The sequence below is a fragment of the Azospirillum canadense genome, assembly GCF_025961225.1.
GTDB lineage: Bacteria > Pseudomonadota > Alphaproteobacteria > Azospirillales > Azospirillaceae > Azospirillum > Azospirillum canadense.
Window position 1 is genome coordinate 421,034 of sequence record NZ_JAOQNG010000003.1, and the last position, 23,034, is coordinate 444,067.

Consider the following 23,034-nt stretch of genomic DNA (forward strand, 5'->3'; position numbering starts at 1 on the left):
TCGGCGCATCCTTCTCAAGAAGCCGGCGACGGCTCAACCCAGAGCTTGGGTGGCGAGTGCGAAGGTGACGGGGCGGTCCGGCCCGCGCGTCGCCGGATCGGTCAGGGGCGCGCCCAGCGACATGGTCAGGACCGTGTCGTGGATCCGCAGGCCCGAGCGGGCGACGAACAGCGGGAAGATGCCCTCGTCCAAATGGGTGTCCAGACGCAGGAAGCGGCCGTCATGCTCGTCCACATGGGGCCGGAGCACGGCGACGGCGTCCTCGTCCAGCCCGGCGACCACAGGGCCGACGACATGGCCGCGGCCGAAGGGACGGCAGAGGGCGAAGGCGGCCAGCGTGCCGTCCCGCTCCAGGCCATAGCCGACCGATTGTTCGAACAGCCGCGCGATCAGCCCGGCGCGCGAGGTGCCGAAGGCGCGTTCGTCCAGCGCCGTCACCGCCGCAAGGTCCGCCGCCTCCAGCCGCCGCACCGGCTCCGCGGAGGGGGGCTGGTCGCTGCGCCGCGCCTCGCCCTGGAACTGGAACACGGTCCGATGGCCGATGAAGCCGAGCGAGCGGTACAGCGCCAACGCCGCACGGGTGGCGTTGAGCCGGTAGGTCCGCCCCGCCGACGCCAACAGCACCCGCTTCATCAGCCATTCGCCGACCCCCAGCGATTGCAGCCGGGGCGAGGTCATGACCATGCCGATGGTCGCGAAATCGTCGCCGTGGGGAAACCACATCGCCGACGCCAGGACGCGGTCGATTTCGTCGAGGGCGACGAAGCCGTGGCCGACCTCCCGCGCGAACTGCCAGTCCTCCGCCCGGTGCGGCCAGCCGACCGAGATCGACAGCGCCTGCAAGCGTTCCAGGTCGATGTCGGCAACGTCGGCCATCCGCACGTCGAAGGCGTCGACCGTCAGGGACGGCGGTAACGCACCGTCCGCCGATCCTCCTCCCCCCGATCCATCATCAAGACCGCGTTCGCTCAAAGCTTCCTCCTCCCCGGAGTTTCCATAGCGTAAGGCGATGCTCCTATGAGTCAACCGACACGCCTGAGCCACCAACCGCGCCCCCGAGACTACCGGGGCGACCACCGCACAAATCACCGCAAAGCGTCGGACTGGCACAACAATCATCCAAATCGCCCATGCATTCAGCATGGAATGGAGCGAGCACCGGCTAAGATCGTGACTGTGGTAGCCGCCGACGCCGCCGCCCCTCTTCGCACACAGCAGCGAACTCAAAACGACTCCCCGCGCCCATGGCGCGCAGCATGGGACAAGGTGAGGCTGTCATGACCGTGATCGACATCCTGAAGGATCTGATCGCCGTTCCGTCCGTCGTCGGAACCCCCAACGGCGCCATCGTCGATGGGATTCGCGGCATTCTGGAAGGTGCCGGGGTGCGCGTCCAGGTTCTGCCGGGGCCGGAGGGCGACCGGTTCAACCTGTTCGCCACCATCGGTCCGGCGATGGTTCCGGGGTATGTCCTGTCCGGCCACATGGACGTGGTGCCGGCCAGCGAACCCGAATGGACCAGCGACCCGTTCCGGCTGCGCGCCGACGGCAGCCGGCTTTACGGGCGCGGCACATCGGACATGAAGGGCTTCATCGCGGCGGCGCTGGCGGCGCTGCCCGCCCTGACCGCCGCACCGCTCGCCCGGCCGATCCATCTGGCCTTCACCTATGACGAGGAGGCCGGCTGCCAAGGCGCGCCACATCTTCTGCCGCATCTGCCCACCCTGTGCGCGCCGCCGCTGGGCGTCATCGTCGGGGAGCCGAGCGGCCTGCGCGCCATCCGCGCCCACAAGGGCAAGGCTGCGGCCCGGCTGACGGTGCGCGGCCGGTCCGGCCATTCCTCCCGCCCCGACCAGGGGCTGAACGCCATCCACGCTCTGGCCGACGCGCTGACCGCCGCCGTCGCCCAGTCCGACCGCCTGACCCAGGGGCCGCTGAATTCAGTCTTCGAGCCGCCCTATTCCTCGCTGCAGGTCGGCACCATCCAGGGCGGGCTGGCGGTGAACATCATCCCCGACGCCTGCACCGCCGAGTTCGAAGCCCGCGCCATCGCCGGGGTCGACCCCGTCACCCTGCTGGAGCCGGTGCGCGAGGCGGCGGAGCGGCTGGAGGAGCGCGGGTTCGCCGTGGAGTGGACGCAGACCGGCGCCTATCCGGCCCTGTCCCTGGCCGCTCGCTCGCCGCTGGCCCGCCTGCTGGAGGAGCTGACCGGACAGGAGCCGCTGGCCGCCGTGAGCTATGGCACGGAGGCCGGCCTGTACCAGACCGCCGGGATCGACGCGATCATCTGCGGCCCCGGCGACATCGCACGGGCGCACCGCCCCAACGAACACATCCTCGTCGAGGAGCTGCAGGCCTGCCAGTCGATGATCGAGGCGCTGGGCCAGCGCTGCCGCCTCTGACATCCGCCCCCTGCTCCCCCGCACCAGCCGCGCATCGCCAAAGGGACACCCATGACCTTTCTATTCAATTCGGACGCCGCGCGCGGCGCTGTCTTCGCCAAGGTTTTCGCCAGCGAGCTGCCCGACCTCCCCTTTTCGATGGACCCGGCCACCGTCGATCCCGACGCGGTCCGTTACCTGATCAGCTGGACCATCCCGGACAGCATTGCCCGCTACCACAATCTGGAGATCGTCTTTTCCATCGGGGCCGGGGTGGACCAGTTCACCATGGCCGCCCTGCCCCCGTCCGTGAAGGTGGTGCGCATGGTGGAGGACAGCATCATCCGCATGATGCAGGAATACGTCACGCTGGCCGTGCTGACCCTGCATCGCCAGATGCCGGCCTATCGCGCCCAGCAGGCGGCGCGCGTCTGGCGCGCCCTGCCCCAGCCGCAAGCGGCACAGCGGCGGGTCGGCGTGCTGGGGCTGGGCGTGGTGGGTCAGGCGGTGCTGGAGCGGCTGAAGCCCTTCGGCTTCCCGCTGTCGGCCTGGAGCCGCTCGCCCCGCCAGCTTGACGGCGTGACCTGTCACCATGGCGCGGACGGCCTCGACGCGATGCTGGCCGACACCGACATCCTGATCGTCCTGTTGCCGCTGACGCCTGACACCCGCGGAATCCTCGATGCCCGGTTGCTCGCCAAGCTGCCCCGGGGTGCCGGGCTGGTCCACACCGGGCGCGGGCCGCAGCTGGACCACGCCGCACTGCTGGACGCGCTCGACGGCGGCCAGTTGTCGGGAGCGGTGGTCGATGTGACCGATCCGGAGCCGCTGCCGGCCGACCATCCCTTCTGGACCCACCCGAGCATCGTGCTGACCCCGCACATCGGCAGCGTGGCCGAGCCGGATAGCGCGGCGCGGGTCGTCATCGCCAACCTTCGCCGGCATTTCGCCGGGCAGGACCCGGTCGGGCTGGTCGACCGGCAACGCGGCTACTGACGCCGACGCTCAACCTTTTCCCTGTGGCCTTCTCCCCGCGGCACAGCCGCTCACCAACAAGGGTTTCCCTCATGTCGCTGCTCAAGACCATCGATCGCGCCCCGACCTTCGCCCCGCGGGAATCGACTCCGACGCCGGACCGGCTGATCGCCGGGTCGCCCGCCTTCAAAACCTGGGCGCAGGATGCCGCCAAGGACGACACCGTCCGGACCGGCGTGTGGGAGGCCACGCCGGGCGAAACCCGCTCGATCAAGGGCGAGACCTTCGAGTTCTGCCACATCCTGTCCGGCGTCGTCGAAATCACCCCGGACGGCGGAGAACCGGTGGTCTACCGCGCGGGCGACAGCTTCATCATGAAGCCGGGCTTCACCGGCGTGTGGAAGACCATTGAGACGGTCCGCAAGATCTACCTCATCATCGACTGAGGGTGCGTCATGAGCCTGTCCTTCGACCCGGACCGCCTGCCGCTGCCGGTTGGCCATTTCATCGGCGACCGCCTGATTCCGGCAGAGGCCGGGCTGCCCATGCATCGCCCATCGGACGGCCGGGCCTATGCCGACTGCCCGGTGGCCTCGTCCGACCTCGTCGATGAAGCGGTCGCCACCGCGCAGGCCGCCCTGAAGTCCAGCAACTGGGGCGGCGTGCGCCCGCGGGAACGCACCGCCGTGCTGCAACGCTGGGCCGCCCTGATCGAGGAGGAGGCGGAAACCCTGGCGAAGGTGGAGGCACTGTCGTCCACCCGCCCGGTCGGCCAGTTGGTCGCCGGCGACGTCGCGGTGACGGCCGAGCAGATCCGCTTCTTCGCCGAATTCGCCGACAAGGAGGGTGGCGACCTCGCCCCCAGCGACGACGGCAGCCTGGGCATGGTGATGACGGAGCCGTACGGCGTCGTCGGAGCCATTACGCCGTGGAACTTCCCGCTGTCGATGGCGGGCTGGAAGCTCGGCCCGGCGCTGGCCGCCGGCAACGCGGTGGTGCTGAAGCCGTCGGAGATGACGCCCTTCTCCACCGTCCTGCTGGCGCAGCTGGCGGCGAAGGCCGGCGTTCCCGCCGGTCTGATCAACATCGTCCAGGGCGACGGCCCGACCACCGGCGCCGCCATCTCCCGCCATCCCGGCATCGCCAAGGTCAGCTTCACTGGGTCGACGGCGGCGGGATCGGCGATCATGGCCGACATCGCCCGCAGCGGCGTCAAGCCGATGACGCTGGAGCTGGGCGGCAAGAGCCCGCAGGTCGTCTTCGCCGACGCCGACCTGGAGAAGGCGGCCGCCGCCATCGCCACCAGCGTGCTGTCCAACGCCGGCCAGGCCTGCGTCGCCGGATCGCGCCTGCTGGTTGAATCACGGGTGGCCGAGCCGCTGATCGGCATGATCCTGGGGCACATGCGCGCCGTCCGTCCCGGCCCGACCTGGCGGGAGGAGACGCGCTATTCCCCCATCATCTCCGAACGGCAGCGCGCCCGCATCCACGCCATCGTCACGGCGTCGCTCGTCGGGTCGGTGGAGTGCCTGACCGGTGGGGCGCCGATGGACGGCGAGGGGTATTTCTACGCGCCGACCCTGCTGGCCGGGGTCGATCAAAGCTCCCCCGCCGTGGTGGAGGAGATCTTCGGCCCGGTCCTGACCGTGCAGAGCTTCGACACCGAGGAGGAGGCGATGGCGCTGGCCGACCATCCCACCTACGGCCTTGCCGCCGGCCTCTACACCCGCGACCTGTCGCGCGCCATCCGCCTGACCCGGCGCCTCCAGGCTGGAACGGTGTGGGTCAACCGCTATGGCCGCTCGCGCGACCACATCCTGCCGACCGGCGGCTACAAGCGCTCCGGCATCGGCAAGGATCTGGGGCGCGAGGCCTATCTCGCCAACCGCCGCAGCAAAAGCGTGCTGATCGGCCTGTAACTCGACGACAACCGGCAAGGGACGTTCGATGAAAACCCACTCCATTGCGATCATCAAGGGCGACGGCATCGGACATCCCGTGGTCGATGCCGCCTGGGAAGTCCTGCAGGCCGCGGCGAAGCCGTCCGGCTTCGCGCTGGAGGGCACGGAGATGCCCTGGTCCTGCGCCCACTACAAGGAAACCGGCGTCATGATGCCCGCCGACGGCATCGACACGCTGCGCAAGTACGACGCCATCCTGCTGGGTGCCGTCGGCTGGCCGGCGGAGGTGCCGGACGCGGTATCGCTGCACGGGCTGCTGCTGCCCATCCGCAAGGCGTTCGACCAGTACGCCAACGTCCGCCCGCACCGGCTGCTGCCGGGGGTGGACGGGCCGCTGCGCCGCGGCGGTTTCGACATCCTGTGCATCCGCGAGAACACCGAGGGCGAATATGCCGGCGCCGGCGGGCGCGTCCATCAGGGGACCGCGCAGGAAGTGGCGGTGGAGACCGGCATCTTCACCCGCATGGGGGTGGAGCGGATCCTGCGCTTCGCCTTCGCCCAGGCCCGCGCCCGGCGCGGCAAGCTGGCCTCCGTCACCAAGTCGAACGCGCAGAAGCATTCGATGGTGTTCTGGGACGAGATCACCCGCCAGCTGGCCGCCGAGCACCCGGACGTCGAAGTGACGAGCTATCACGTCGACGCCATGGCGGCGCGCATGGTGACGGCGCCGGAAAGCCTGGACGTCGTCGTCGCTTCCAACCTGTTCGGCGACATCCTCACCGATCTGGGGGCGGCGATCCAGGGCGGGCTGGGCTTCGCCGCCTCGGCCAACCTGAACCCCGAGCGCAAGACGCCGTCGATGTTCGAGCCGGTGCACGGATCGGCCCCCGACATCGCCCATCTCGGCATCGCCAACCCGATCGCCGCCATCTGGTCGGGCGCGATGATGCTGGAGCATCTGGGGGAGAAGGCCGCCGCTGACCGCGTCATGGCGGCGCTGGGCGACACCACCGGCCGGGGCATCGGCACGGTTCCCGGCAAGGACAAGACGGACGCGATCACCGCCGCCGTGCTGTCGGCCCTGTCCTGATGCCGGTCGCCTCGAAACCCTACGCAGCGGAAAACACACGACCATGACTCATTACCTGACGGACCCCTCCCTGTTCCGCGAACAGGGGCTGATCGGCGGGCGCTGGTGCGACGGGGCGGCCGGCCGGACCATCGACGTCCAGAATCCGGCGACCGGCCGTGCCCTCGGCAGCGTTCCCGACATGGACGGAACCGACGCCCGCGACGCCATCGCCGCCGCGGCCCAAGCGTACCCTGCGTGGCGCCGGCGCACCCATGCCGACCGTGCCGCGCTGCTGGAGCGCTGGCACGCGCTGATGATCGAGAACCTGGAGGATCTGGCCCGCATCCTGACGCTGGAGCAGGGAAAGCCGCTGGAGGAAGCGCGGGGCGAGATCCGCTATGGCGCCTCCTTCGTCAAATGGTTCGCGGAGGAGGCGCGGCGCATCGGCGGGACCACCATCCCCTCCCCCACCCCGGACCGCCGCATCGTCGTGCTGAAGGAGCCGGTCGGCGTCTGCGGCATCATCACGCCGTGGAACTTCCCCAACGCCATGATCACCCGCAAGGTGGCCCCGGCGCTGGCCGCCGGCTGCACCGTGGTGATCAAGCCGTCGGACTTCACCCCCTATTCGGCGCTGGCGCTCGGCGTGCTGGCGGAGCGGGCGGGCATCCCGGCCGGCGTGGTCAACATCCTGACCGGCCGTCCCGAAGCCATCGGCGAGGAAATCCTGGCGAACGAGACCGTCCGCAAGATCTCCTTCACCGGCTCCACCCGCGTCGGCTCCCTGCTGATGCGCGGGGCCGCCGCCGGCATCAAGCGGCTGAGCTTGGAGCTGGGCGGCAACGCGCCCTTCATCGTGTTCGACGACGCCGAATTGGATCAGGCGGTGGACGGGGTCATCCTGTCCAAGTTCCGCAACGGCGGGCAGACCTGCGTCTGCGCCAACCGCATCCTGGTGCAGTCCGGCGTCTATGACGCGTTCCGCGACCGGCTGGTCGCCCGCGTCAACGCCATGCAGGTGGGATCGGGGCTGGAGCCGGGGGTCGCCATCGGCCCGATGATCAACGCCGCCGCCGTCGCCAAGATCGAGCGCCACGTCGCCGACGCGGTCGCCAAGGGGGCGAGCGTCGCGTCCTCCGCCGTCGCGGCGCCGGGCCCGCAGTTCGTCGCCCCGGTGGTGCTGACCGACGCCACCACCGACATGCTGCTTGCCAACGAGGAGACCTTCGGCCCGGTGGCGCCGCTGTTCCGCTTCGAGACGGAGGGGGAGGCCATCGCGCTCGCCAACGCCACGCCCTTCGGGCTGGCCGCCTATTTCTACACGCAGAACCTCGCGCGGTCCTGGCGGGTGGGCGAAGCGCTGGAGGCCGGCATGATCGGGCTGAACACCGGCGCCATCTCCACCGAGGTCGCCCCCTTCGGCGGCGTCAAGCAGTCCGGCCTGGGCCGCGAAGGGGCGCAGGTGGGGATTGAGGAATATCTGGAGCTGAAGACCTTCCACATCGGCGGGCTGGGCTGACGCCCAGGGACCAAAATCCCGGCGGGAGCGCTCCAACGCTCCCGCCGGGATTTTTTATGCTTCCCGACCGTCACTGAATGCGGTCGAGCGCCTTGTAGTACAGGCCGACCAGCGGCAGGAACCAGGGCTTGCCGAAATGGCCGGGAACGGCGGGCCAGGACAGTCCCTTCAGCGGGTTCTTGTCCTCGCGACCCAGGATCGCGTCGGCCATGGTCATGCCGAGATGGGTGGACAGCTGCGCCCCGTGGCCGGAATAGCCCATGGCGTACCACAGGCCGTCCTGGTAGCCGGCGCGCGGGTAACGGTCGCTGGTCATGTCCACCAGACCGCCCCAGCAGTAATCGATGTCGATGGTGGCGATCTGCGGGAAGATCCGCGCGAGGCTCGCGCGCAGGATTTCCCCGCTCTTGGCGTCGGATCGCTGGTCGGAGGTGGCCGAGAAGCGCGCCCGTCCGCCGAAGATCAGCCGCCGGTCGGGCGACAGTCGGAAGTAGTTGCCGATGTTCATCGACGTGACGTAGGTGCGGTTGCCGGGCACCACCGACGCGATCTCGTCGTCGCTCAACGGGCGGGTGGCGATGATGAAGCTGCCGACCGAGATGATGCGGCGGCGGAAGTGGCTGAAGTTCGGCGTGGTGTAGGCGCCGGTGGCGACCAGCACCTGATTGGCGGTGATCGTGCCGCGCGGGGTGGACAGCGTGTGGCGGTCGCCCGAGCGGGTGATGGCGCCGACCGGCGCGTGTTCGACCAGGACCGCGCCATGCCGCTTGGCGGCGTCCGCCAGCCCGGTGGCGAAGCGGCCCATATGCATCATGGCGCTCTTGCGCGACAGCATCGCGCCGTAGAAGGGCGAGCCGACCTCCCCCTTCAGATCCTCGGCGGTCAGCAGCGCGGTGTCGGGATCGACCTCGCGGTGCACCGCCTCGAAGTTGCGGGCGATGGTTTCGAAATGCGCGGGCTTCGAGGCCAGCTTCAGCTTGCCGGCACGGCGGAAGTTGCAGTCGATCCCCTCCTCGGCGATCAGCGCCTCCAGCGTGTCGATGGACTGGTCGAAGGCGCGGTAGAGCGCGATGGCGCGCTCCGTCCCCAGGGCGGTCTTGGCGGCGACGAAGCTGTGGGCCAGACCGTTGTTGAGGTGCCCGCCGTTGCGTCCGGACGCGCCGCCGCCGACGCTGCCCGCTTCCAGCACGATCACCCGCGCGCCGGCCTTGGCCAGCTGGCGAGCGGCACCCAGGCCGGTGAACCCCCCTCCGACAATGGCGACGTCGTAATGGCCCTCGACGGCCCCCTCGGCTCCGCCCGCGAAGGCGGGAGCGGTGTCGTGCCAGTAGGAGACGAATTTCATGGCCTGGGTCCTTCTCATTGCAGCCTGAACCTAAAATTGTCCCTTACAGCCCGACCACGCCGGGCAGGCCGGAGATGTCGGAAATCTCGACATAGCCGTAGAAGGGGTTGGCCGGTTCGTGGCCGCGGTTGACCCACACCTTGTTGCGGATCCCCAGATCGTGCGCCGACATCAGGTCGTAGCGGAAGGAGGAGGAGCAGTGCAGGATGTCCTCCGGCCCGCAGCCGAGCATGTCGAACATGTATTCGAACGCCTGGAAGCGCGGCTTGTAGGCCTGCGCCTGTTCGGCGGTGTAGACGGCGTGGAACGGCGCGCCCAGCTTCGCCACGTTCGACGGGATCTGGTCGTTCATCGCGTTGGACAGGATGACCAGCGGGATCTCCTTGGCCACCTTGGCCAGCCCGGCCGGCACGTCGGCGTGCGGACCCCAGGTGGGGACCCGCTCGTAGACCATGCGCGCGTCCTCCTCGCGGAAGACGACGTTGTTGCGCTTGCAGGTGCGTTCCAGCGAATTGTGCACGACCTCGGCGTAGGGCTTCCAGTCGCCCAGGATCTCGTCGAGGCGGTAGGCGGCGAAATTCTTGATGAACTCCGTCATCCGCGCTTCGTCGAGGATCGATCCGTACAGATCGCGCGCGGCTTCGGCCATCTGAAAGTTGATCAGCGTGCCGTGGCAATCGAAGGTGACGTATTTCGGCCGAAACTGGCTCATGGCTGCTTCCTTGATGTGGAGCGCGATGGGAAAGGGCGCGATCGACCCTGCCCCACGATCCTAGCCCCGCCGCGACGCCGGGCCTGACCGAATTGCCCGGCGCGAAAGCACAAAGTTCCGTTTCCGTCTCGGCACTCAGCATTTGGTTGGGAGGGAAACGGCGCTCGCGCGTCCCGAACGGGGTACGGACGCCCCATCCGCGGGTTCGGCGGTGTCCGCCACGGCATAAGATGCGGCGGGCTGCCGAAGCAAAGGTGAAAGATGTCGCGGCGGGTGTCGCCTTCAGACAATCGTCCGGGGGCGGTGCGCCCACTCTTGGGGCAGAGGGTGAAAGGACTGCCGATGAGCAAGAACACAGTTCGCAACAAAGCGGTTCACTGTCTGGCGTTCGAGCCGAAGCATCTCACGGACGCGCTCGCCCTGTCGCGGCAGGCGCAATGGCCGCACCGTCTGGAAGACTGGTCCCTGACCCTTGCGCTGAGCGAGGGATTGGTCGCCGTGGACGCCGAGACGTCGCAAGTGGTCGGCACGGTGCTGATGACGCCCTATGGCGAGGACGCCGCCACCATCAACATGGTCATCGTCGATGACGGCTGGCGCGGGCAGGGCCTTGGCCGCCGCCTGATGGACGAGGCCATGACGCTGGCGGGAGACCGCCCCCTGCGCCTCGTCGCCACCAGCGACGGGCTGCCGCTGTACGAAAAGCTGGGCTTTCGCGAGGTCGGCACCGTCCTTCAGCACCAGGGGGAAGCCGGTCCGGTGCCGCTTGTTGCGGCGGGAGAGGTTGTCCCGGCCGGCGCCGGCGACCGCGCCGCCATCGCCGCCCTGGACCGGCAGGCCTTCGGCGCCGACCGCGGCCTTCTCCTGGAGCGTTTCGCCGAGCGTGGATCCTGCACGCTGCTGCGCCGGAACGGCGCTCCCGTCGGCTTCGCGGCGCTGCGCGACTTCGGCCGTGGGCGGGTCATCGGCCCGGTGGTGGCCCCCGACGCGGACGGCGCCAAGGCCCTGATCGGCCCGATCATCGCCGCGCATCCCGGAAAATTCCTGCGGGTGGACACCACCGCCGACACCGGCCTCGGCCCATGGCTGGCCGATTGCGGCCTGCGCCATGTCGGCGGCGGCATCGCCATGCGCCGCCCCGCGTCCACGGCAACCGGTATCTCGCCCGCCCCCGTTTCGACTTACGCGCTCGCCAGCCAGGCACTCGGCTGATTCGGAGAGGACCATGCTCAGCAATTCCCTGATCGAACTCGACCGTGCCCATCTGGTGCATCCCGTCGCCTCGTATCGCGGCCATGAGAAGGCCGGCGTGCGGGTGATCGCCTCCGGCTCCGGGGCGACGGTCACCGACACGTCCGGCCACCGGCTGGTCGACGGCTTCGCCGGCCTGTGGTGCGTCAACGCCGGCTATGGGCAGCAGAGCCTCGTCGAGGCCGCCACCCGCCAGATGCGGGAACTGCCCTACGCCACCGGCTATTTTGGGCTTGGCAGCGAACCGGCGATCCGGCTGGCGGCGGCGCTGGCCGAACGCGCGCCCGGCGACCTGAACCACGTCTTCTTCACGCTCGGCGGGTCGGACGCGGTGGACAGCACCATCCGCTTCATCCGCTATTACTGGCAGGCCAAGGGCCAGCCGCAGCGCGACCAGTTCATCTCGGTGGAGCAGGGCTATCACGGCTCCTCCACCGTCGGCGCCGGACTGACCGCCCTGCCCGCCTTCCATGCCGGCTTCGGCGTCCCGTTCGACTGGCAGCACAAGATTCCGTCGCACTACGCCTACCGCAACCCAGTGGGCGACAATGCAGAGGCGATCATCGCCGCTTCGCTCGCGGCACTCGACGCCAAGATCGCCGAGATCGGCGGGCCGGAGCGGGTCGCCGCCTTCTATGCCGAACCGATCCAGGGTTCGGGCGGCGTCCTGGTGCCGCCCGACGGATGGATGAAGGCGATGCGCGACCGCTGCGGCAGCCTGGGCATCCTGTTCGTCGCCGACGAGGTCATCACCGGCTTCGGCCGCACCGGCCCGCTGTTCGCCTGCACCGACGACGGCGTGGTCCCCGACCTGATGACCACGGCGAAGGGCCTGACCTCCGGCTATGTGCCGATGGGTGCCGTCTTCCTGTCCGACGCGGTGTACGCCACGATCGCCGATGCCGCCGGAACCGCCGCCGTCGGCCATGGCTACACCTACTCCGCCCATCCCGTGAGCGCCGCGGTGGGGCTGGAGGCGCTGCGCCTCTACGAGGACGGCTTGCTGGCCAACGGCGTGAAGGCCGGCGCCCGGCTGATGGCCGGGCTGCACGCGCTGCGCGACCATCCGCTGGTCGGCGACGTGCGCGGGCGCGGCATGCTGGCCGCCATCGAGCTGGTGGTGGACAAGGACCGCAAGACCCCCCTGCCCGCCGCCGCCGAACCGTCCCGCCGGATTTTCGACCGGGCCTGGGCCAACGGGCTGGTCATCCGCGCCTTCGCGAACGGCGTCCTGGGCTATGCCCCGCCGCTCTGCTGCACCGACGACGACATCGACGCGATCCTGGAGCGCACGGCCCGCTCGCTGGACCAGACGCTGGAGGATCCGGACGTCCACCGGGCGATGCGATAGACGGAATTGGGGGTATCCGCGGAAGAATCCGTGAATACCCCCGTATCCAGCATATTCTGCCGTCCGGCACCAATGATTCAGAGACCGGCGTCTAGCCCATGGACCACACTGGAGGGGACAGAAGACCGGAACTCCGGACCACCTCCACATACGCCAGGGCGGCACCCCGGCGTCGGCCCGACACCCCGGCGGACGATCCTGCCGGACCTGAAACGACCCGCCGGACCGGATCGGTCCCCACGCGGTCCTTGATGAGGAGTTGGTGCGTTGCCCAAGAGTCTGCAGAGCTTCAAATATCTGACCTTTGACGTCGTCGGCACCCTGATCGATTTCGAATCCGGCATCACCGGATGCCTGGCCGCGATTGCTGCGGAGGCCGGAACCACGGTGGACGGCGAGGCGGCGCTGACCCTCTATCGCGAAGCGCGCTACGCCGACGACGCCGACCTGTTCCCCGACGATCTGGCGCGCGTCTATTCGGTCATCGCGCCGAAGCTCGGCCTGCCCGCCGGAACGCGGTACGGTGAACGCCTGCGGGATTCCGCGGCGTCCTGGGCCGGCTTCCCCGACAGCCGAGAGGCCATGGCGCGGCTGGCGAAGCGGTACAAGCTGATCGCGATGACCAACGCGCGGCGCTGGGCCTTCACGCATTTCTCCCGCGAACTGGGCGACCCCTTCTACGCCGGCTTCACCGCCGACGACACCGGCGTGGAGAAGCCCGACCCGACCTTCTTCCAGCAGGTTTTCGACTTCGTCGAGCGCGACGGCGGCAGCAAGGACGACATCCTGCACGTCGCCCAGAGCCAGTATCACGACATCGGGGTTTCCCGGCGCCTTGGCCTGACGAATTGCTGGATCCAGCGGCGGCACGCGCAGAAGGGCTATGGCGGCACCATCGAGCCCGCCGAGTTCACCGAACCGGACTTCCATTTCCGCTCGATGGCGGACCTGGCCGACGCCGTGGACGCCGCGGCGGCAGGGCCGAAGACGGTCTCGGCGTAACCGGACCAAACCGGAGCGCGCTGAAAACGAACGAACAATATCCGAACAGAGTGAGGCAGACATGACCAAGACGCCTGAAACCTGGACCCGGGCCGACGACAGCATGGTCGAAAGCGCCATCCGGCGCGGTGCGAACCGCCGCGACCTGCTGAAGATGCTGCTGGCCGGCGGGGTGTCCCTTGCCGCCGCCGACCTCGTTCTGGGCCGCGCCAGCATGGCGCTGGCCGCCACGCCGGTGAAGGGCGGCGCGCTGAAGGCCGCCGGCTGGTCGGCCTCGACCGCCGACACGCTGGATCCGGCCAAGGCGTCGCTGTCGACCGACTATGTCCGCTGCTGTGCCTTCTACAACCGCCTGACCACCCTCGACCAGAGCGGCATCCCGCAGATGGAGCTGGCCGAGAGCGTGGAATCGGGCGACGCCAAGACCTGGACGGTCAAACTGCGCAAGGGCGTCACCTTCCACGACGGCAAGTCGCTGACCGCCGACGACGTGGTGTATTCGCTGAAACGCCACCTCGATCCCGCCGTCGGGTCGAAGGTCGCGAAGATCGCCGCGCAGATGACGGAGTTCAAGGCCGTCGACAAGAACACCGTCGAAATCACGCTGGCCAGCCCCAACGCCGATCTGCCGACCATCCTGGCCACCCACCACTTCATGATCGTGGCCGACGGCACCACCGACTTCTCCAAGGGCAACGGCACCGGCGCCTTCACCTGCAAAAGCTTCGAGCCGGGCGTGCGCTCCGTCGGCCTGCGCAACCCGAACTACTGGAAGGGCGGGCCGAACGTCGACTCCTTCGAATTCTTCGCGATCAGCGACGACAACGCCCGCGTCAATGCGCTGTTGTCCGGCGACATCCATCTCGCCGCATCAATCAACCCGCGTTCCACGCGGCTGGTCGACGGGCAGAAGGGCTTCGCCCTGTCGAAGACGACCTCGGGCAACTACACCGACCTAAACATCCGCCTGGATATGGAGCCCGGCAGCCGCAAAGACTTCGTCGATGGGATGAAGTACATCGTCAACCGCGAGCAGATCGTCAAATCGGCCCTGCGCGGCTACGGCGAGGTGGGCAACGACCAGCCGGTGTCGCCGGTCAACCCGTACCACAACGCCGCCCTGAAGCCGAAGGCCTACGACCCGGAAAAGGCGAAGGCCCTGTTCAAGAAGGCGGGCGTGCTGGGACAGTCCATCCCGGTGATCACATCGGATGCCGCGTCGTCGGCCATCGACATGGCGATGGTGATCCAAGCCTCCGCCGCCGAGATCGGCATGAAGCTCGACGTCCAGCGCGTGCCGTCTGACGGCTATTGGAGCAACTACTGGCTGAAGGCTCCGGTCCATTTCGGCAACATCAACCCGCGGCCGACGCCGGACATCCTGTTCTCCCTGCTCTACGCCTCCGAAGCGCCGTGGAACGAGAGCAAGTACAAGTCCGATAAGTTCGACAAGATGATGATCGAAGCGCGCGGCATGCTGGACCAGGCCAAGCGCAAGGAGATCTACAACGCGATGCAGGTGATGATCGCCGAAGAGGCGGGCACCATCATCCCGGCCTACATCTCCAACGTGGACGCCATCTCCGACAAGCTGAAGGGCCTGGACCCCAGCCCGCTCGGCGGTATGATGGGCTACGCGTTTGCCGAGTATGTCTGGCTGGCCACCTGATGCCGTGGACGGGCGGGACGGTTCGGGCGAAGGCCCGACCGGCCCACCGTGGCCCGTCCCGTCGTCGCTCGGTTCATCGTCACCCGGCTGGGCAACCCCTCCGGGGGCGACTCACCACGCGGAGGCCAGGCATGAAATCACGCGTTCCGTCTCTTATTCTCAGTCGGCTGCTCATCGCGCTGGTCACGTTGACGATCGTGTCCTTCGCGGTGTTCTTCGCCACCACCCTGCTGCCCGGCGACACGGCGACCATCCTGCTGGGGCAGGCGGCGACGCCGGAGGCGATCGCCGGCCTGCGCACGGCCATGCATCTGGACGAGCCGGCCCTGCTGCGCTTCGTCTACTGGATCGCCGGGCTGTTCCAGGGCGATCTCGGCACCTCCTACGCCAACCATGTGCCGGTGGCCACGCTGATCTCCGGCCGGCTGGCCAACACGCTGAAGCTGGCCGGGCTGACCACCCTGGTGTCGGTCCCCCTGGCGCTGACGCTGGGCATCACCGCCGCCATGTGGCGGCGCACGCTGTATGACCGCATCGTCACCGTCGCCACCATCGGCATCATCTCCGTCCCGGAATTCGTGGTGGCGACGCTGGCCGTGCTGGTGTTCGCCGTGTACCTGAAATGGCTGCCCGCCCTGTCCTTCACCTATCAGGTCGACAGCTTCGCCGGGCTGCTGCGGGCCTACGCCATGCCGGTCGTCACCCTGACCTTCGTGGTGTCGGCGCAGATGATCCGCATGAGCCGGGCCGCCGTGATCGAGACGCTGAACACGCCCTATGTCGAAATGGCGCTGCTGAAAGGGGCGTCGCGGCCCCGGCTGGTGCTGCGCCACGCCCTGCCCAACGCGCTCAGCCCGATCGCCAACGCGGTGGCGCTGTCGCTCTCCTATCTGCTGGGCGGCGTCATCATCGTCGAGACGATCTTCAACTATCCGGGCATCGCCAAGCTGATGGTGGATGCGGTGTCCACCCGTGACCTGCCGCTGATCCAGTCCTGCGCGATGATCTTCTGCTTCGGGTATCTGCTTCTGATCACCGCCGCCGACATCGTCGCCATCCTGTCGAACCCGAGGCTCCGATGAAGACACACTCCTCCATTGGCACCTTCGCGGCGTGGTCCGGCTACCGGATCAATCCGGTCGGGTTGGTCAGCGTCTCCGTGGTCCTGTTCTGGGCGCTGGTCGCCCTGTTCGCCCCCCACATCACCCCCCATTCGGTGGGGGAGATGATCGACGCCGACTATTTCGGCCCGATGCGGCCCGGCCTGTGGCTGGGGTCGGACTATCTCGGCCGCGACATGCTGTCCCGGCTGATCCTCGGCGCCCGCTACACCGTCGGGATCTCGCTGGCCGCGGTGTTCATCGCCTGCTTCACCGGGGTGGTGCTGGGCATGACCTCGGCGGTGCTGCGCGGGCCGGTGGACATGGTGGTCAGCCGCCTGCTCGACGCCCTGAACTCCATCCCCAGCAAGCTGTTCGGCCTGATGGTGGTGGCGGCGGTCGGGTCGTCCATTCCCGTGCTGATCCTGACCCTGTCGATCATCTACGTCCCCGGCGCCTACCGCTTCAGCCGGGCGCTGGCCGTCAACATCGACACGATGGACTTCATCATGGTTGCCCGCATCCGCGGGGAAAAGCTGCCCTATCTGATCGCGTCGGAGATCCTGCCCAACATCATCGGCCCGGTGCTGGCCGACCTGGGCCTGCGCTTCGTCTTCATCGTCCTGCTGCTGTCGGGCCTGTCCTTCCTGGGGCTGGGCGTTCAGCCGCCCTACGCCGACTGGGGCGCGCTGGTGCGCGAGAACATCGGCGGCCTGCCCTTCGCCGCGCCGGCGGTGATCGTGCCGTCGCTGGCCATCGCCACCCTGACCATCAGCGTCAATCTGCTGATCGACAATCTTCCGCAGAAGATCCGGGACCGGAGTGCCTCCTGATGACGAACCTCGTCGAAATCCGCGGCCTGACGGTCGAGGCCACCACCGATTCCGGCCGCTGGATCCAGATCCTGAAGGGCATCGACCTGGACATCGCCGCCGGCGAGACCGTCGCCTTCATCGGCGAAAGCGGGTCCGGCAAGACCACCGCGGCCATGACCCTGCTGGGCTACGCCCGTCCGGGCTGCCGGATTTCCGGCGGCACGGTGCGGGTCGACGGCCGTGACATGGCGAGCCTGTCGGAAAAGGAACGGGCGGCCTTGCGCGGCACCACCGTGGCCTATGTGCCGCAGAGCGCCGCCGCCGCCTTCAACCCGGCGGCGACGATCATGGACCAGGTCATCGAGGTGACGCGGATTCACCGCCTGATGCCGCCGGACGAGGCCCGCCGCCGGGCGGTCGCCCTGTTCCACGCCCTGTCCCTGCCCGATCCCGACGGCATCGGCGACCGCTACCCGCATCAGGTGTCGGGCGGTCAGCTGCAGCGGCTGGCGGCGGCGATGGCGCTCATCGGCGATCCCAAGGTGGTGATCTTCGACGAGCCGACCACGGCGCTCGACGTCACCACCCAGGTGGAGGTGCTGCGCGCCTTCAAGGCGGTGACCGCCAAGCGCCGGATCGCCTGTGTCTACGTGTCCCACGACCTGGCCGTGGTCGCCCAGATCGCCGACCGCATCATGGTGCTGCGCAACGGCGCGGTGCAGGAAACCGGAAGTGTCGACGACATCCTGACGCGCCCAACCCACCCCTACACCAAGGAGCTGCTGCACGCCTTCCACCCCGACACCGGCGGCCGGTCGGCGCCGCCCGTCGGCGATGCCGCCCCGCTGCTGGAGATCAAGACGCTGAGCGCCGGTTACGGCCCACCGCAACCGAACGGGCAGCCGCTGGTCCTTGCGGTCCAGGGGGTAAGCCTGCAGGTGAAGCGGGGCACCAACCTCGGCATCATCGGGGAGTCCGGCTGCGGGAAGTCGACCCTGGCGCGCGCCATTGCCGGCATTCTGCCGGCCTGCAAGGGGGACATCCAGTTCGACGGACGGGAGCTGTGGCACAGCGCGGGTCAGCGCAGCCGCGAGCAGCTGCGCGATTTGCAGATCGTCTTCCAGCACGCCGACACGGCGCTCAACCCGGCCAAGTCGATCGAGGACATTCTCGGCCGCCCTCTGACCTTCTATCACGGCCTGCGCGGCAAGGCCCGCGACGCGCGCGTCGACGCGCTGCTGGACATGGTCCACCTGCCGCGCGCCCTGCGCCACCGCCGCCCGGCCGAGCTGTCGGGCGGCCAGAAGCAGCGGGTGAATTTCGCCCGCGCGCTCGCCGCCGAACCGAAACTGATCCTGTGCGACGAGATCACCTCGGCCCTCGACACCGTCGTGGCGGCGGCGATCATCGATCTGCTGAAGGAACTGCAGCGCGAGCTTGGGCTGTCCTACATCTTCATCAGCCACGACCTGTCGGTGATCGAGGCGATCTGCGACGAGATCATCGTGATGTACCGCGGACAGACGGTGGAGACCATCATCCCCTCGGCCCGGCAGCAGCCGCAGCACCCCTATTCGCAGCTGCTCTTCTCGTCGGTTCCGAAGCTGGACCCGACCTGGCTCGACACGCTGAACAGCGACGCCGACCGGATGCGGGTGGCGTGACCGGCAGACCCCCGCACGGCCCGGTGCCGCGCGGGGGCGACGGTCCCGCCGCGGCGGTCCTCACATTTGAAACAGCGTGGTCAGCGGCATGTGCGTGCGCACGATCGGCGACTTCAGCACGACGTAGCTGAAATATTTGTCGATCCCAATGTCCATGTCGGTCAGTTTTTCCATGATCTCCTGATACTCGCCGATCCCGGACGTGACGAACTTCAGCATGTAATCATAGCCGCCGGACACCAAATGGCATTCCAGAAGCTGTTCGATCTTCTTGACGGCGGCCAGGAAACGGGCGAAATCGACCTGCCGGTGGTTCTTCAACGTCACCTCGGTGAAGACGGTCAAGGCCTGGCCGAGCTTGCTGACGTTGATCTGGGCTGTGTAGCCTTCGATGTAGCCTTCCGCCTGAAGCTTTTTGACCCGCATCAGGCAGGGGCTGGGCGACAGATTCACCAACTCGGCCAATTCCACGTTGGTGATCCGCCCGTTCTTCTGGAGCTGATGCAGAATCTTGATGTCGATGCGGTCCAGCTTCATGGGGAACCCATCCGGTTCGAGGGCGGGGAACGGTCAATGACAGCAGAAAATTCTGCCGATCGGACGACGGCAGCTTAACACGCGCGGCCCGCCTGTCGATGGCGAAGACGTATTCCTTCGGCAGAACAATGCACCATGTCCTCGGGCATCGACAGAAGATAATGCTGTCGAATCGCGCAAAGCAGCGCCCGCCGATCCGCGCGGCATGGCTAGATGGCGCAACGCCGAAACCGGAGACCCGCCCAATGCCAGCCCCTTTGCAAACCATCGCGTCCTCGCAGCAGCTGCCCGACCAGGCGGACGTCGTCGTGATCGGCGGCGGGATCGTCGGCGTCTGGGCAGCCTACAGCCTGGCCCAGCGCGGCGTGTCGGTGGCGCTGGTGGAGAAGGGACAGGTCGGGGCGGAACAGTCCAGCCGCAACTGGGGCTGGTGCCGCCAGCAGAACCGCGACGCGCGCGAACTGCCGATGGCCACCAAGAGCCTGGACCTGTGGGAACGCTTCGCCGCCGAGAGCGGCGAGGACACCGGCTTCACCCGCTGCGGTTTGCTCTATCTCAGCAACGACGACCAGGAGTTGGCAGGCTGGGCGCGCTGGCGGGATTTCGCCCGGACGGTCGGCGTCACCACCCACATGCTGAGCAGCGCCGAAGCGGCCGAACGCGGGCAGCCGACCGGACGGTCCTGGAAGGGCGGTGTCTTCTCGCCGTCGGACGGCATCGCCGATCCGGCCCGCGCGGCGCCCGCCGTGGCGCGGGCGATCATGACGCGGGGCGGCACGGTGCATCAGGGCTGCGCCGCGCGCGGGCTGGAAACCAGCGGCGGGCGGGTCAGCGGCGTCGTCACCGAACAGGGCACGATCCGAACGAAGGTGGTGGTCCTGGCGGGCGGGGCCTGGGCCTCCTCCTTCTGCCACCAGGTCGGCGTGCGCTTCCCGCTCGCCTCGATCCGGTCGTCGATCCTGTCGGTCGGCCCCAGCCCGGCCGGCCTTCCCGACGCCCTGCACACCGCCGCCGTGTCGATCACCCGGCGCGGCGACGGCGGACACACCCTGGCCATCAGCGGACGCGGGCGCGTCGATCCGACCCTTCAGCAGATTCGCTTCGCGCCGCAATTTCTGCCGATGTTCTCCCGGCGCTGGCGCAGCCTGCTGCCCGGCGGACTGGAGGGTGTGCGCTCCGGCCACGAGACGCTGCGGCGCTGGCGGCTCGACCGCCCGACCCCGATGGAACGGGTGCGGGTGCTGGACCCCACCCCGGACCGCGGCACCATCCGCCTCACCCACGAACGGGCCACCGCGCTGCTGCCCGGCCTGAAGAGTGCGCCAATCACCGCCGCCTGGGGCGGTTACATCGACAGCACGCCCGATGGCGTTCCGGCCATCGGCGAGGTCGGCAGCCTACCGGGCCTGATCCTGGCCGCCGGGTTCAGCGGCCACGGCTTCGGCATCGGCCCCGGCGCCGGACATCTGATCGCCGACCTGATCACCGACCAAGCGCCGATTGTCGATCCCAAACCCTATCATCCCGACCGCTTCGCCGGCTTCTCCGCCGGAAAGGTCGCCGATTTCTGACCTGGACGCCGGCCCATCCGGTCAGGACCGCCCAATCAAAGCCGTTCGACGCCACCCGGCTCAAGAGCACGGGCGGCCCGGCGCAGACACTCGCGCATCAGGTCATGGCTGCCGGACAGCGGGCGCTCCTTGTTGGTCAGGATGGCGATGGGCACACGGATGCTGGGACGGAAGGGCCGCTGGACGATGCCGGAAAACTGGTTCCACGGCAAAAGCCCATCGACGACCGCGATGCCGATCCCCTCCCGCACGAAAGGGAGAGCGGTGATCGACAGGTCGATCTCCACCGCCGGGGCGTAGGCCCCCCCCTCCGCCTCGACCGCCCCGGCCAGGAGCCGGCCAGGCAGCGTGTCCACGCGGTAGGAAATCAGCGTCTCCTCCGCCAGATCGGCAAAACCGACATGGGCGTGTTCGGCCAGCCGATGCCCTTCAGGCATGAGGCAGACCAGTTCGGCGTGGCCCACGGTTTCGACATGAAGGTCATGATGGGGCATGTCGTTCATCGCCACCCCCAGCAGAACGTCACCGCTGCGCAGCATGTCCAGGATGCTCGCGATCGGGGCGACCAGCGACCGCACGACGATGTCGGGGTGCGCGTCGCGGAAGGCGGTCAGCGCCTTGGGAACGATCGACATGGATGGCGGGGCCGAGGCGGCGAGACGGACCAGACCTGTGCGGCCATGGCGCATGTCGACCGTACGCCGGCGCAGCGCGCCGAGTTCGGAAAAGATGCGCTCAGCCTCCGGATACAGTTCATTGGCCTCCTGCGTCGGCACCAAACGCCCGCGCACCCGATTGAACAGCTTGAATCCGAGCTGATCTTCGGTGTGCAACAGAATCTGGCTCAACGCCGGCTGTGAAGTGTTCAGCATCGCCGCTGCCCCCGTAACCGTTCCACAGCGCATCAGCATGCAGAAAACTTCCAATTGGCGGGCTTGCATTCACAATCCTGGTGCGAGCGGACAGAGGCGGAACCGGCACAGCCGGGCCACGACTATAGCGACCTTCGGGCGAGGGGGTCGAGCAGCAACGAAAAGCGGTGATGCGGCTTGTCCCTCGGAGGCCGCGTTGTTGCACGGCTGTGGTGGGTGTCGCAGGCGAAGGCCTTGTTGCACAAATCCGGCCGTTGCCCCTCTGTTGGACTTTGGTGCACAACTCGGCGTTCTGACGGATTCGGCCCTGCTACGCTGCTGATCAAGCGACCTTGCGGGAGATCGGCATGCCAAGGCTGGTCATAATGTTGAGGACCGTGCAGCCGACAGCGGCCTCGACCTTCTGCGCGGGCAGACTCCGTGCGCGCAGGCTGCGGCCGATCAGCGTCTTGTACCGCATCATGGCCACCTCGCCCAAGGACCGCCTTCCGTACTGAACCGCCCGTTGCCAGCCGAGCCGTCCGCGTTCCGCGATCATTTGGATGTGCCGGTCACGCTGTGTGGGAGCGCGCTGGGCGGTGTCGCTCGGCACCGCGGTCGCGCGCGGCGGGATGATGACCTCTGCCTCCGGCGCCCGTGCCGCGACGGTGCGGTAGATGGGCTCGCCGTCGTACGCGCCATCCGCCAGGACCGTACCAATCGGGCCGGCGATCTGGTCCAGCAGCGGGCCGACCAGCGAGGCATCGCCGTCGTCCGTGGTGGTCAACGCGGAGGCGAGGATCGCGCCGGTGTCGGGAGCGACGGCCAAGTGCAGTTTCCGCCATGCCCGACGCGCTGTGCCGCCGTGCTTTTCCAGGTGCCACTCGCCCGTTCCGAACACTTTCAGCCCGGTGGAGTCGATGACCACGGTGACCGGGCCGTCCGCCTTCGCCAACGCCCTCGCCACCTCCAGGTTGGCGCGACGGCGCGAGAAGGTCGTGTGATCCGGGACCGGCAGGTCCAGGCCGAGCAGGCGCATGAGCGAGTCCAGCAAGCCCTCGGTCTGGCGCCACGGCCGACCGAACGCCAAGCGCAGCATCAACCCGGCCTCAATGGCAATATCGGAGTAGCGGGAAGGCCGGCCGCGCCGCCCCGTGGCGGGCGGCGTCCAGGCGGCGATCGCTTCCGGCGACACCCAGATCGTCAGGTCTCCCCGCCGGCGAAGCGCCGCATCGTAAGCCGCCCAATTCTCCACCCGATAGCGGGCCTTCGGGATCTTGTGGCGGCGGGACTCATTGGCCTTGTACGGCATCGGAGG

General features: G+C 68.4%; 20 protein-coding genes. 14 read left to right on the forward strand and 6 right to left on the reverse strand.

Annotated elements, in window-relative coordinates:
- Window positions 1-33: 33 nt before the first annotated feature.
- The gene (locus tag M2351_RS20115; protein ID WP_264657851.1) at window positions 34-972 is read right to left on the reverse strand and encodes a GNAT family N-acetyltransferase; all 939 of its coding nucleotides are present in this window, start codon (window positions 970-972) and stop codon (window positions 34-36) included.
- A 305-nt stretch (window positions 973-1,277) separates the two neighbouring features.
- Between M2351_RS20115 and argE the strand changes: the two genes are divergently transcribed.
- From argE to M2351_RS20145, 6 genes are all read left to right on the forward strand, one after another.
- Window positions 1,278-2,402, forward strand: a complete 1,125-nt coding sequence (argE, locus tag M2351_RS20120) for an acetylornithine deacetylase (RefSeq protein ID WP_264657852.1) — start codon at window positions 1,278-1,280, stop codon at window positions 2,400-2,402.
- 51 nt (window positions 2,403-2,453) lie between these two features.
- The gene (locus M2351_RS20125) at window positions 2,454-3,377 is read left to right on the forward strand and encodes a 2-hydroxyacid dehydrogenase (protein ID WP_264657853.1); all 924 of its coding nucleotides are present in this window, start codon (window positions 2,454-2,456) and stop codon (window positions 3,375-3,377) included.
- 71 nt (window positions 3,378-3,448) lie between these two features.
- Complete coding sequence (locus M2351_RS20130; RefSeq protein WP_264657854.1) at window positions 3,449-3,802, forward strand: cupin domain-containing protein; 354 nt, start codon at window positions 3,449-3,451, stop codon at window positions 3,800-3,802.
- Window positions 3,803-3,811: 9 nt separating this feature from the next.
- Window positions 3,812-5,275, forward strand: coding sequence for an aldehyde dehydrogenase family protein (locus tag M2351_RS20135; RefSeq protein WP_264657855.1), 1,464 nt, complete (start codon window positions 3,812-3,814; stop codon window positions 5,273-5,275).
- Between the two features lie 28 nt (window positions 5,276-5,303).
- A complete protein-coding gene (locus M2351_RS20140) occupies window positions 5,304-6,347 on the forward strand; it encodes a tartrate dehydrogenase (RefSeq protein WP_264657856.1) in 1,044 nt (347 codons plus the stop codon).
- Between the two features lie 43 nt (window positions 6,348-6,390).
- Complete coding sequence (locus M2351_RS20145) at window positions 6,391-7,848, forward strand: NAD-dependent succinate-semialdehyde dehydrogenase (protein ID WP_264657857.1); 1,458 nt, start codon at window positions 6,391-6,393, stop codon at window positions 7,846-7,848.
- Between the two features lie 70 nt (window positions 7,849-7,918).
- Here M2351_RS20145 and M2351_RS20150 read toward each other — a convergent pair whose 3' ends face one another.
- Together M2351_RS20150 and M2351_RS20155 are read right to left on the reverse strand one after the other, a co-directional pair.
- Entirely contained in the window at window positions 7,919-9,193 is a 1,275-nt protein-coding gene (locus M2351_RS20150) for an NAD(P)/FAD-dependent oxidoreductase (RefSeq protein WP_264657858.1), read from the reverse strand.
- Between the two features lie 43 nt (window positions 9,194-9,236).
- Window positions 9,237-9,905 carry a haloacid dehalogenase type II gene (locus tag M2351_RS20155; protein ID WP_264657859.1) on the reverse strand — a complete coding sequence of 223 codons (669 nt, stop codon included), beginning with the start codon at window positions 9,903-9,905 and terminating at the stop codon, window positions 9,237-9,239.
- A 342-nt stretch (window positions 9,906-10,247) separates the two neighbouring features.
- Here M2351_RS20155 and M2351_RS20160 point away from each other — a divergent pair, with 342 nt between their 5' ends.
- The 7 genes from M2351_RS20160 to M2351_RS20190 all read left to right on the forward strand — a co-directional run bounded on the left by M2351_RS20160 (window position 10,248) and on the right by M2351_RS20190 (window position 18,757).
- On the forward strand, window positions 10,248-11,117 hold the full coding sequence (locus M2351_RS20160; protein ID WP_264657860.1) for a GNAT family N-acetyltransferase: 870 nt from the start codon (window positions 10,248-10,250) through the stop codon (window positions 11,115-11,117).
- 13 nt (window positions 11,118-11,130) lie between these two features.
- Window positions 11,131-12,507, forward strand: a complete 1,377-nt coding sequence (locus M2351_RS20165; protein ID WP_264657861.1) for an aspartate aminotransferase family protein — start codon at window positions 11,131-11,133, stop codon at window positions 12,505-12,507.
- A 267-nt stretch (window positions 12,508-12,774) separates the two neighbouring features.
- Window positions 12,775-13,509 (forward strand): HAD-IA family hydrolase, encoded by a 735-nt coding sequence (locus tag M2351_RS20170; RefSeq protein ID WP_264657862.1) that lies wholly within the window; start codon window positions 12,775-12,777, stop codon window positions 13,507-13,509.
- Between the two features lie 61 nt (window positions 13,510-13,570).
- Window positions 13,571-15,178: an ABC transporter substrate-binding protein gene (locus tag M2351_RS20175; protein ID WP_264657863.1), complete on the forward strand. Its 1,608-nt coding sequence runs from the start codon at window positions 13,571-13,573 to the stop codon at window positions 15,176-15,178.
- Between the two features lie 131 nt (window positions 15,179-15,309).
- The gene (locus M2351_RS20180; protein WP_264657864.1) at window positions 15,310-16,260 is read left to right on the forward strand and encodes an ABC transporter permease; all 951 of its coding nucleotides are present in this window, start codon (window positions 15,310-15,312) and stop codon (window positions 16,258-16,260) included.
- Complete coding sequence (locus M2351_RS20185) at window positions 16,257-17,111, forward strand: ABC transporter permease (protein WP_264657865.1); 855 nt, start codon at window positions 16,257-16,259, stop codon at window positions 17,109-17,111. Before M2351_RS20180 ends, M2351_RS20185 begins: the two co-directional genes overlap by 4 nt.
- Window positions 17,111-18,757, forward strand: coding sequence for an ABC transporter ATP-binding protein (locus M2351_RS20190; RefSeq protein ID WP_264657866.1), 1,647 nt, complete (start codon window positions 17,111-17,113; stop codon window positions 18,755-18,757). The genes M2351_RS20185 and M2351_RS20190 overlap by 1 nt, the downstream gene beginning before the upstream one ends.
- A gap of 60 nt (window positions 18,758-18,817) precedes the next feature.
- Here M2351_RS20190 and M2351_RS20195 read toward each other — a convergent pair whose 3' ends face one another.
- A complete protein-coding gene (locus M2351_RS20195) occupies window positions 18,818-19,294 on the reverse strand; it encodes an Lrp/AsnC family transcriptional regulator (RefSeq protein ID WP_264657867.1) in 477 nt (158 codons plus the stop codon).
- Between the two features lie 245 nt (window positions 19,295-19,539).
- Here M2351_RS20195 and M2351_RS20200 point away from each other — a divergent pair, with 245 nt between their 5' ends.
- Window positions 19,540-20,865, forward strand: a complete 1,326-nt coding sequence (locus M2351_RS20200) for an NAD(P)/FAD-dependent oxidoreductase (protein WP_264657868.1) — start codon at window positions 19,540-19,542, stop codon at window positions 20,863-20,865.
- A gap of 35 nt (window positions 20,866-20,900) precedes the next feature.
- Here the strand turns inward: M2351_RS20200 and M2351_RS20205 are convergent, their stop codons facing one another.
- A complete protein-coding gene (locus tag M2351_RS20205) occupies window positions 20,901-21,806 on the reverse strand; it encodes a LysR family transcriptional regulator (protein WP_264657869.1) in 906 nt (301 codons plus the stop codon).
- 253 nt (window positions 21,807-22,059) lie between these two features.
- Window positions 22,060-23,028 carry an IS5 family transposase gene (locus tag M2351_RS20210; protein WP_264658097.1) on the reverse strand — a complete coding sequence of 323 codons (969 nt, stop codon included), beginning with the start codon at window positions 23,026-23,028 and terminating at the stop codon, window positions 22,060-22,062.
- Between the last annotated feature and the right edge of the window lie 6 nt (window positions 23,029-23,034).

What these genes read in the sequence shown, in the direction of transcription:
- argE (WP_264657852.1), top strand. Translation starts at nt 1,278, where the DNA reads ATGACCGTGATCGACATCCTGAAGGATCTGATCGCCGTTCCGTCCGTC.
- M2351_RS20125 (WP_264657853.1), top strand. Translation starts at nt 2,454, where the DNA reads ATGACCTTTCTATTCAATTCGGACGCCGCGCGCGGCGCTGTCTTCGCC.
- M2351_RS20130 (WP_264657854.1), top strand. Translation starts at nt 3,449, where the DNA reads ATGTCGCTGCTCAAGACCATCGATCGCGCCCCGACCTTCGCCCCGCGG.
- M2351_RS20135 (WP_264657855.1), top strand. Translation starts at nt 3,812, where the DNA reads ATGAGCCTGTCCTTCGACCCGGACCGCCTGCCGCTGCCGGTTGGCCAT.
- M2351_RS20140 (WP_264657856.1), top strand. Translation starts at nt 5,304, where the DNA reads ATGAAAACCCACTCCATTGCGATCATCAAGGGCGACGGCATCGGACAT.
- M2351_RS20145 (WP_264657857.1), top strand. Translation starts at nt 6,391, where the DNA reads ATGACTCATTACCTGACGGACCCCTCCCTGTTCCGCGAACAGGGGCTG.
- M2351_RS20150 (WP_264657858.1), bottom strand. Translation starts at nt 9,193, where the DNA reads ATGAAATTCGTCTCCTACTGGCACGACACCGCTCCCGCCTTCGCGGGC.
- M2351_RS20155 (WP_264657859.1), bottom strand. Translation starts at nt 9,905, where the DNA reads ATGAGCCAGTTTCGGCCGAAATACGTCACCTTCGATTGCCACGGCACG.
- M2351_RS20160 (WP_264657860.1), top strand. Translation starts at nt 10,248, where the DNA reads ATGAGCAAGAACACAGTTCGCAACAAAGCGGTTCACTGTCTGGCGTTC.
- M2351_RS20165 (WP_264657861.1), top strand. Translation starts at nt 11,131, where the DNA reads ATGCTCAGCAATTCCCTGATCGAACTCGACCGTGCCCATCTGGTGCAT.
- M2351_RS20175 (WP_264657863.1), top strand. Translation starts at nt 13,571, where the DNA reads ATGACCAAGACGCCTGAAACCTGGACCCGGGCCGACGACAGCATGGTC.
- M2351_RS20180 (WP_264657864.1), top strand. Translation starts at nt 15,310, where the DNA reads ATGAAATCACGCGTTCCGTCTCTTATTCTCAGTCGGCTGCTCATCGCG.
- M2351_RS20185 (WP_264657865.1), top strand. Translation starts at nt 16,257, where the DNA reads ATGAAGACACACTCCTCCATTGGCACCTTCGCGGCGTGGTCCGGCTAC.
- M2351_RS20190 (WP_264657866.1), top strand. Translation starts at nt 17,111, where the DNA reads ATGACGAACCTCGTCGAAATCCGCGGCCTGACGGTCGAGGCCACCACC.
- M2351_RS20195 (WP_264657867.1), bottom strand. Translation starts at nt 19,294, where the DNA reads ATGAAGCTGGACCGCATCGACATCAAGATTCTGCATCAGCTCCAGAAG.
- M2351_RS20200 (WP_264657868.1), top strand. Translation starts at nt 19,540, where the DNA reads ATGCCAGCCCCTTTGCAAACCATCGCGTCCTCGCAGCAGCTGCCCGAC.
- M2351_RS20205 (WP_264657869.1), bottom strand. Translation starts at nt 21,806, where the DNA reads ATGCAAGCCCGCCAATTGGAAGTTTTCTGCATGCTGATGCGCTGTGGA.
- M2351_RS20210 (WP_264658097.1), bottom strand. Translation starts at nt 23,028, where the DNA reads ATGCCGTACAAGGCCAATGAGTCCCGCCGCCACAAGATCCCGAAGGCC.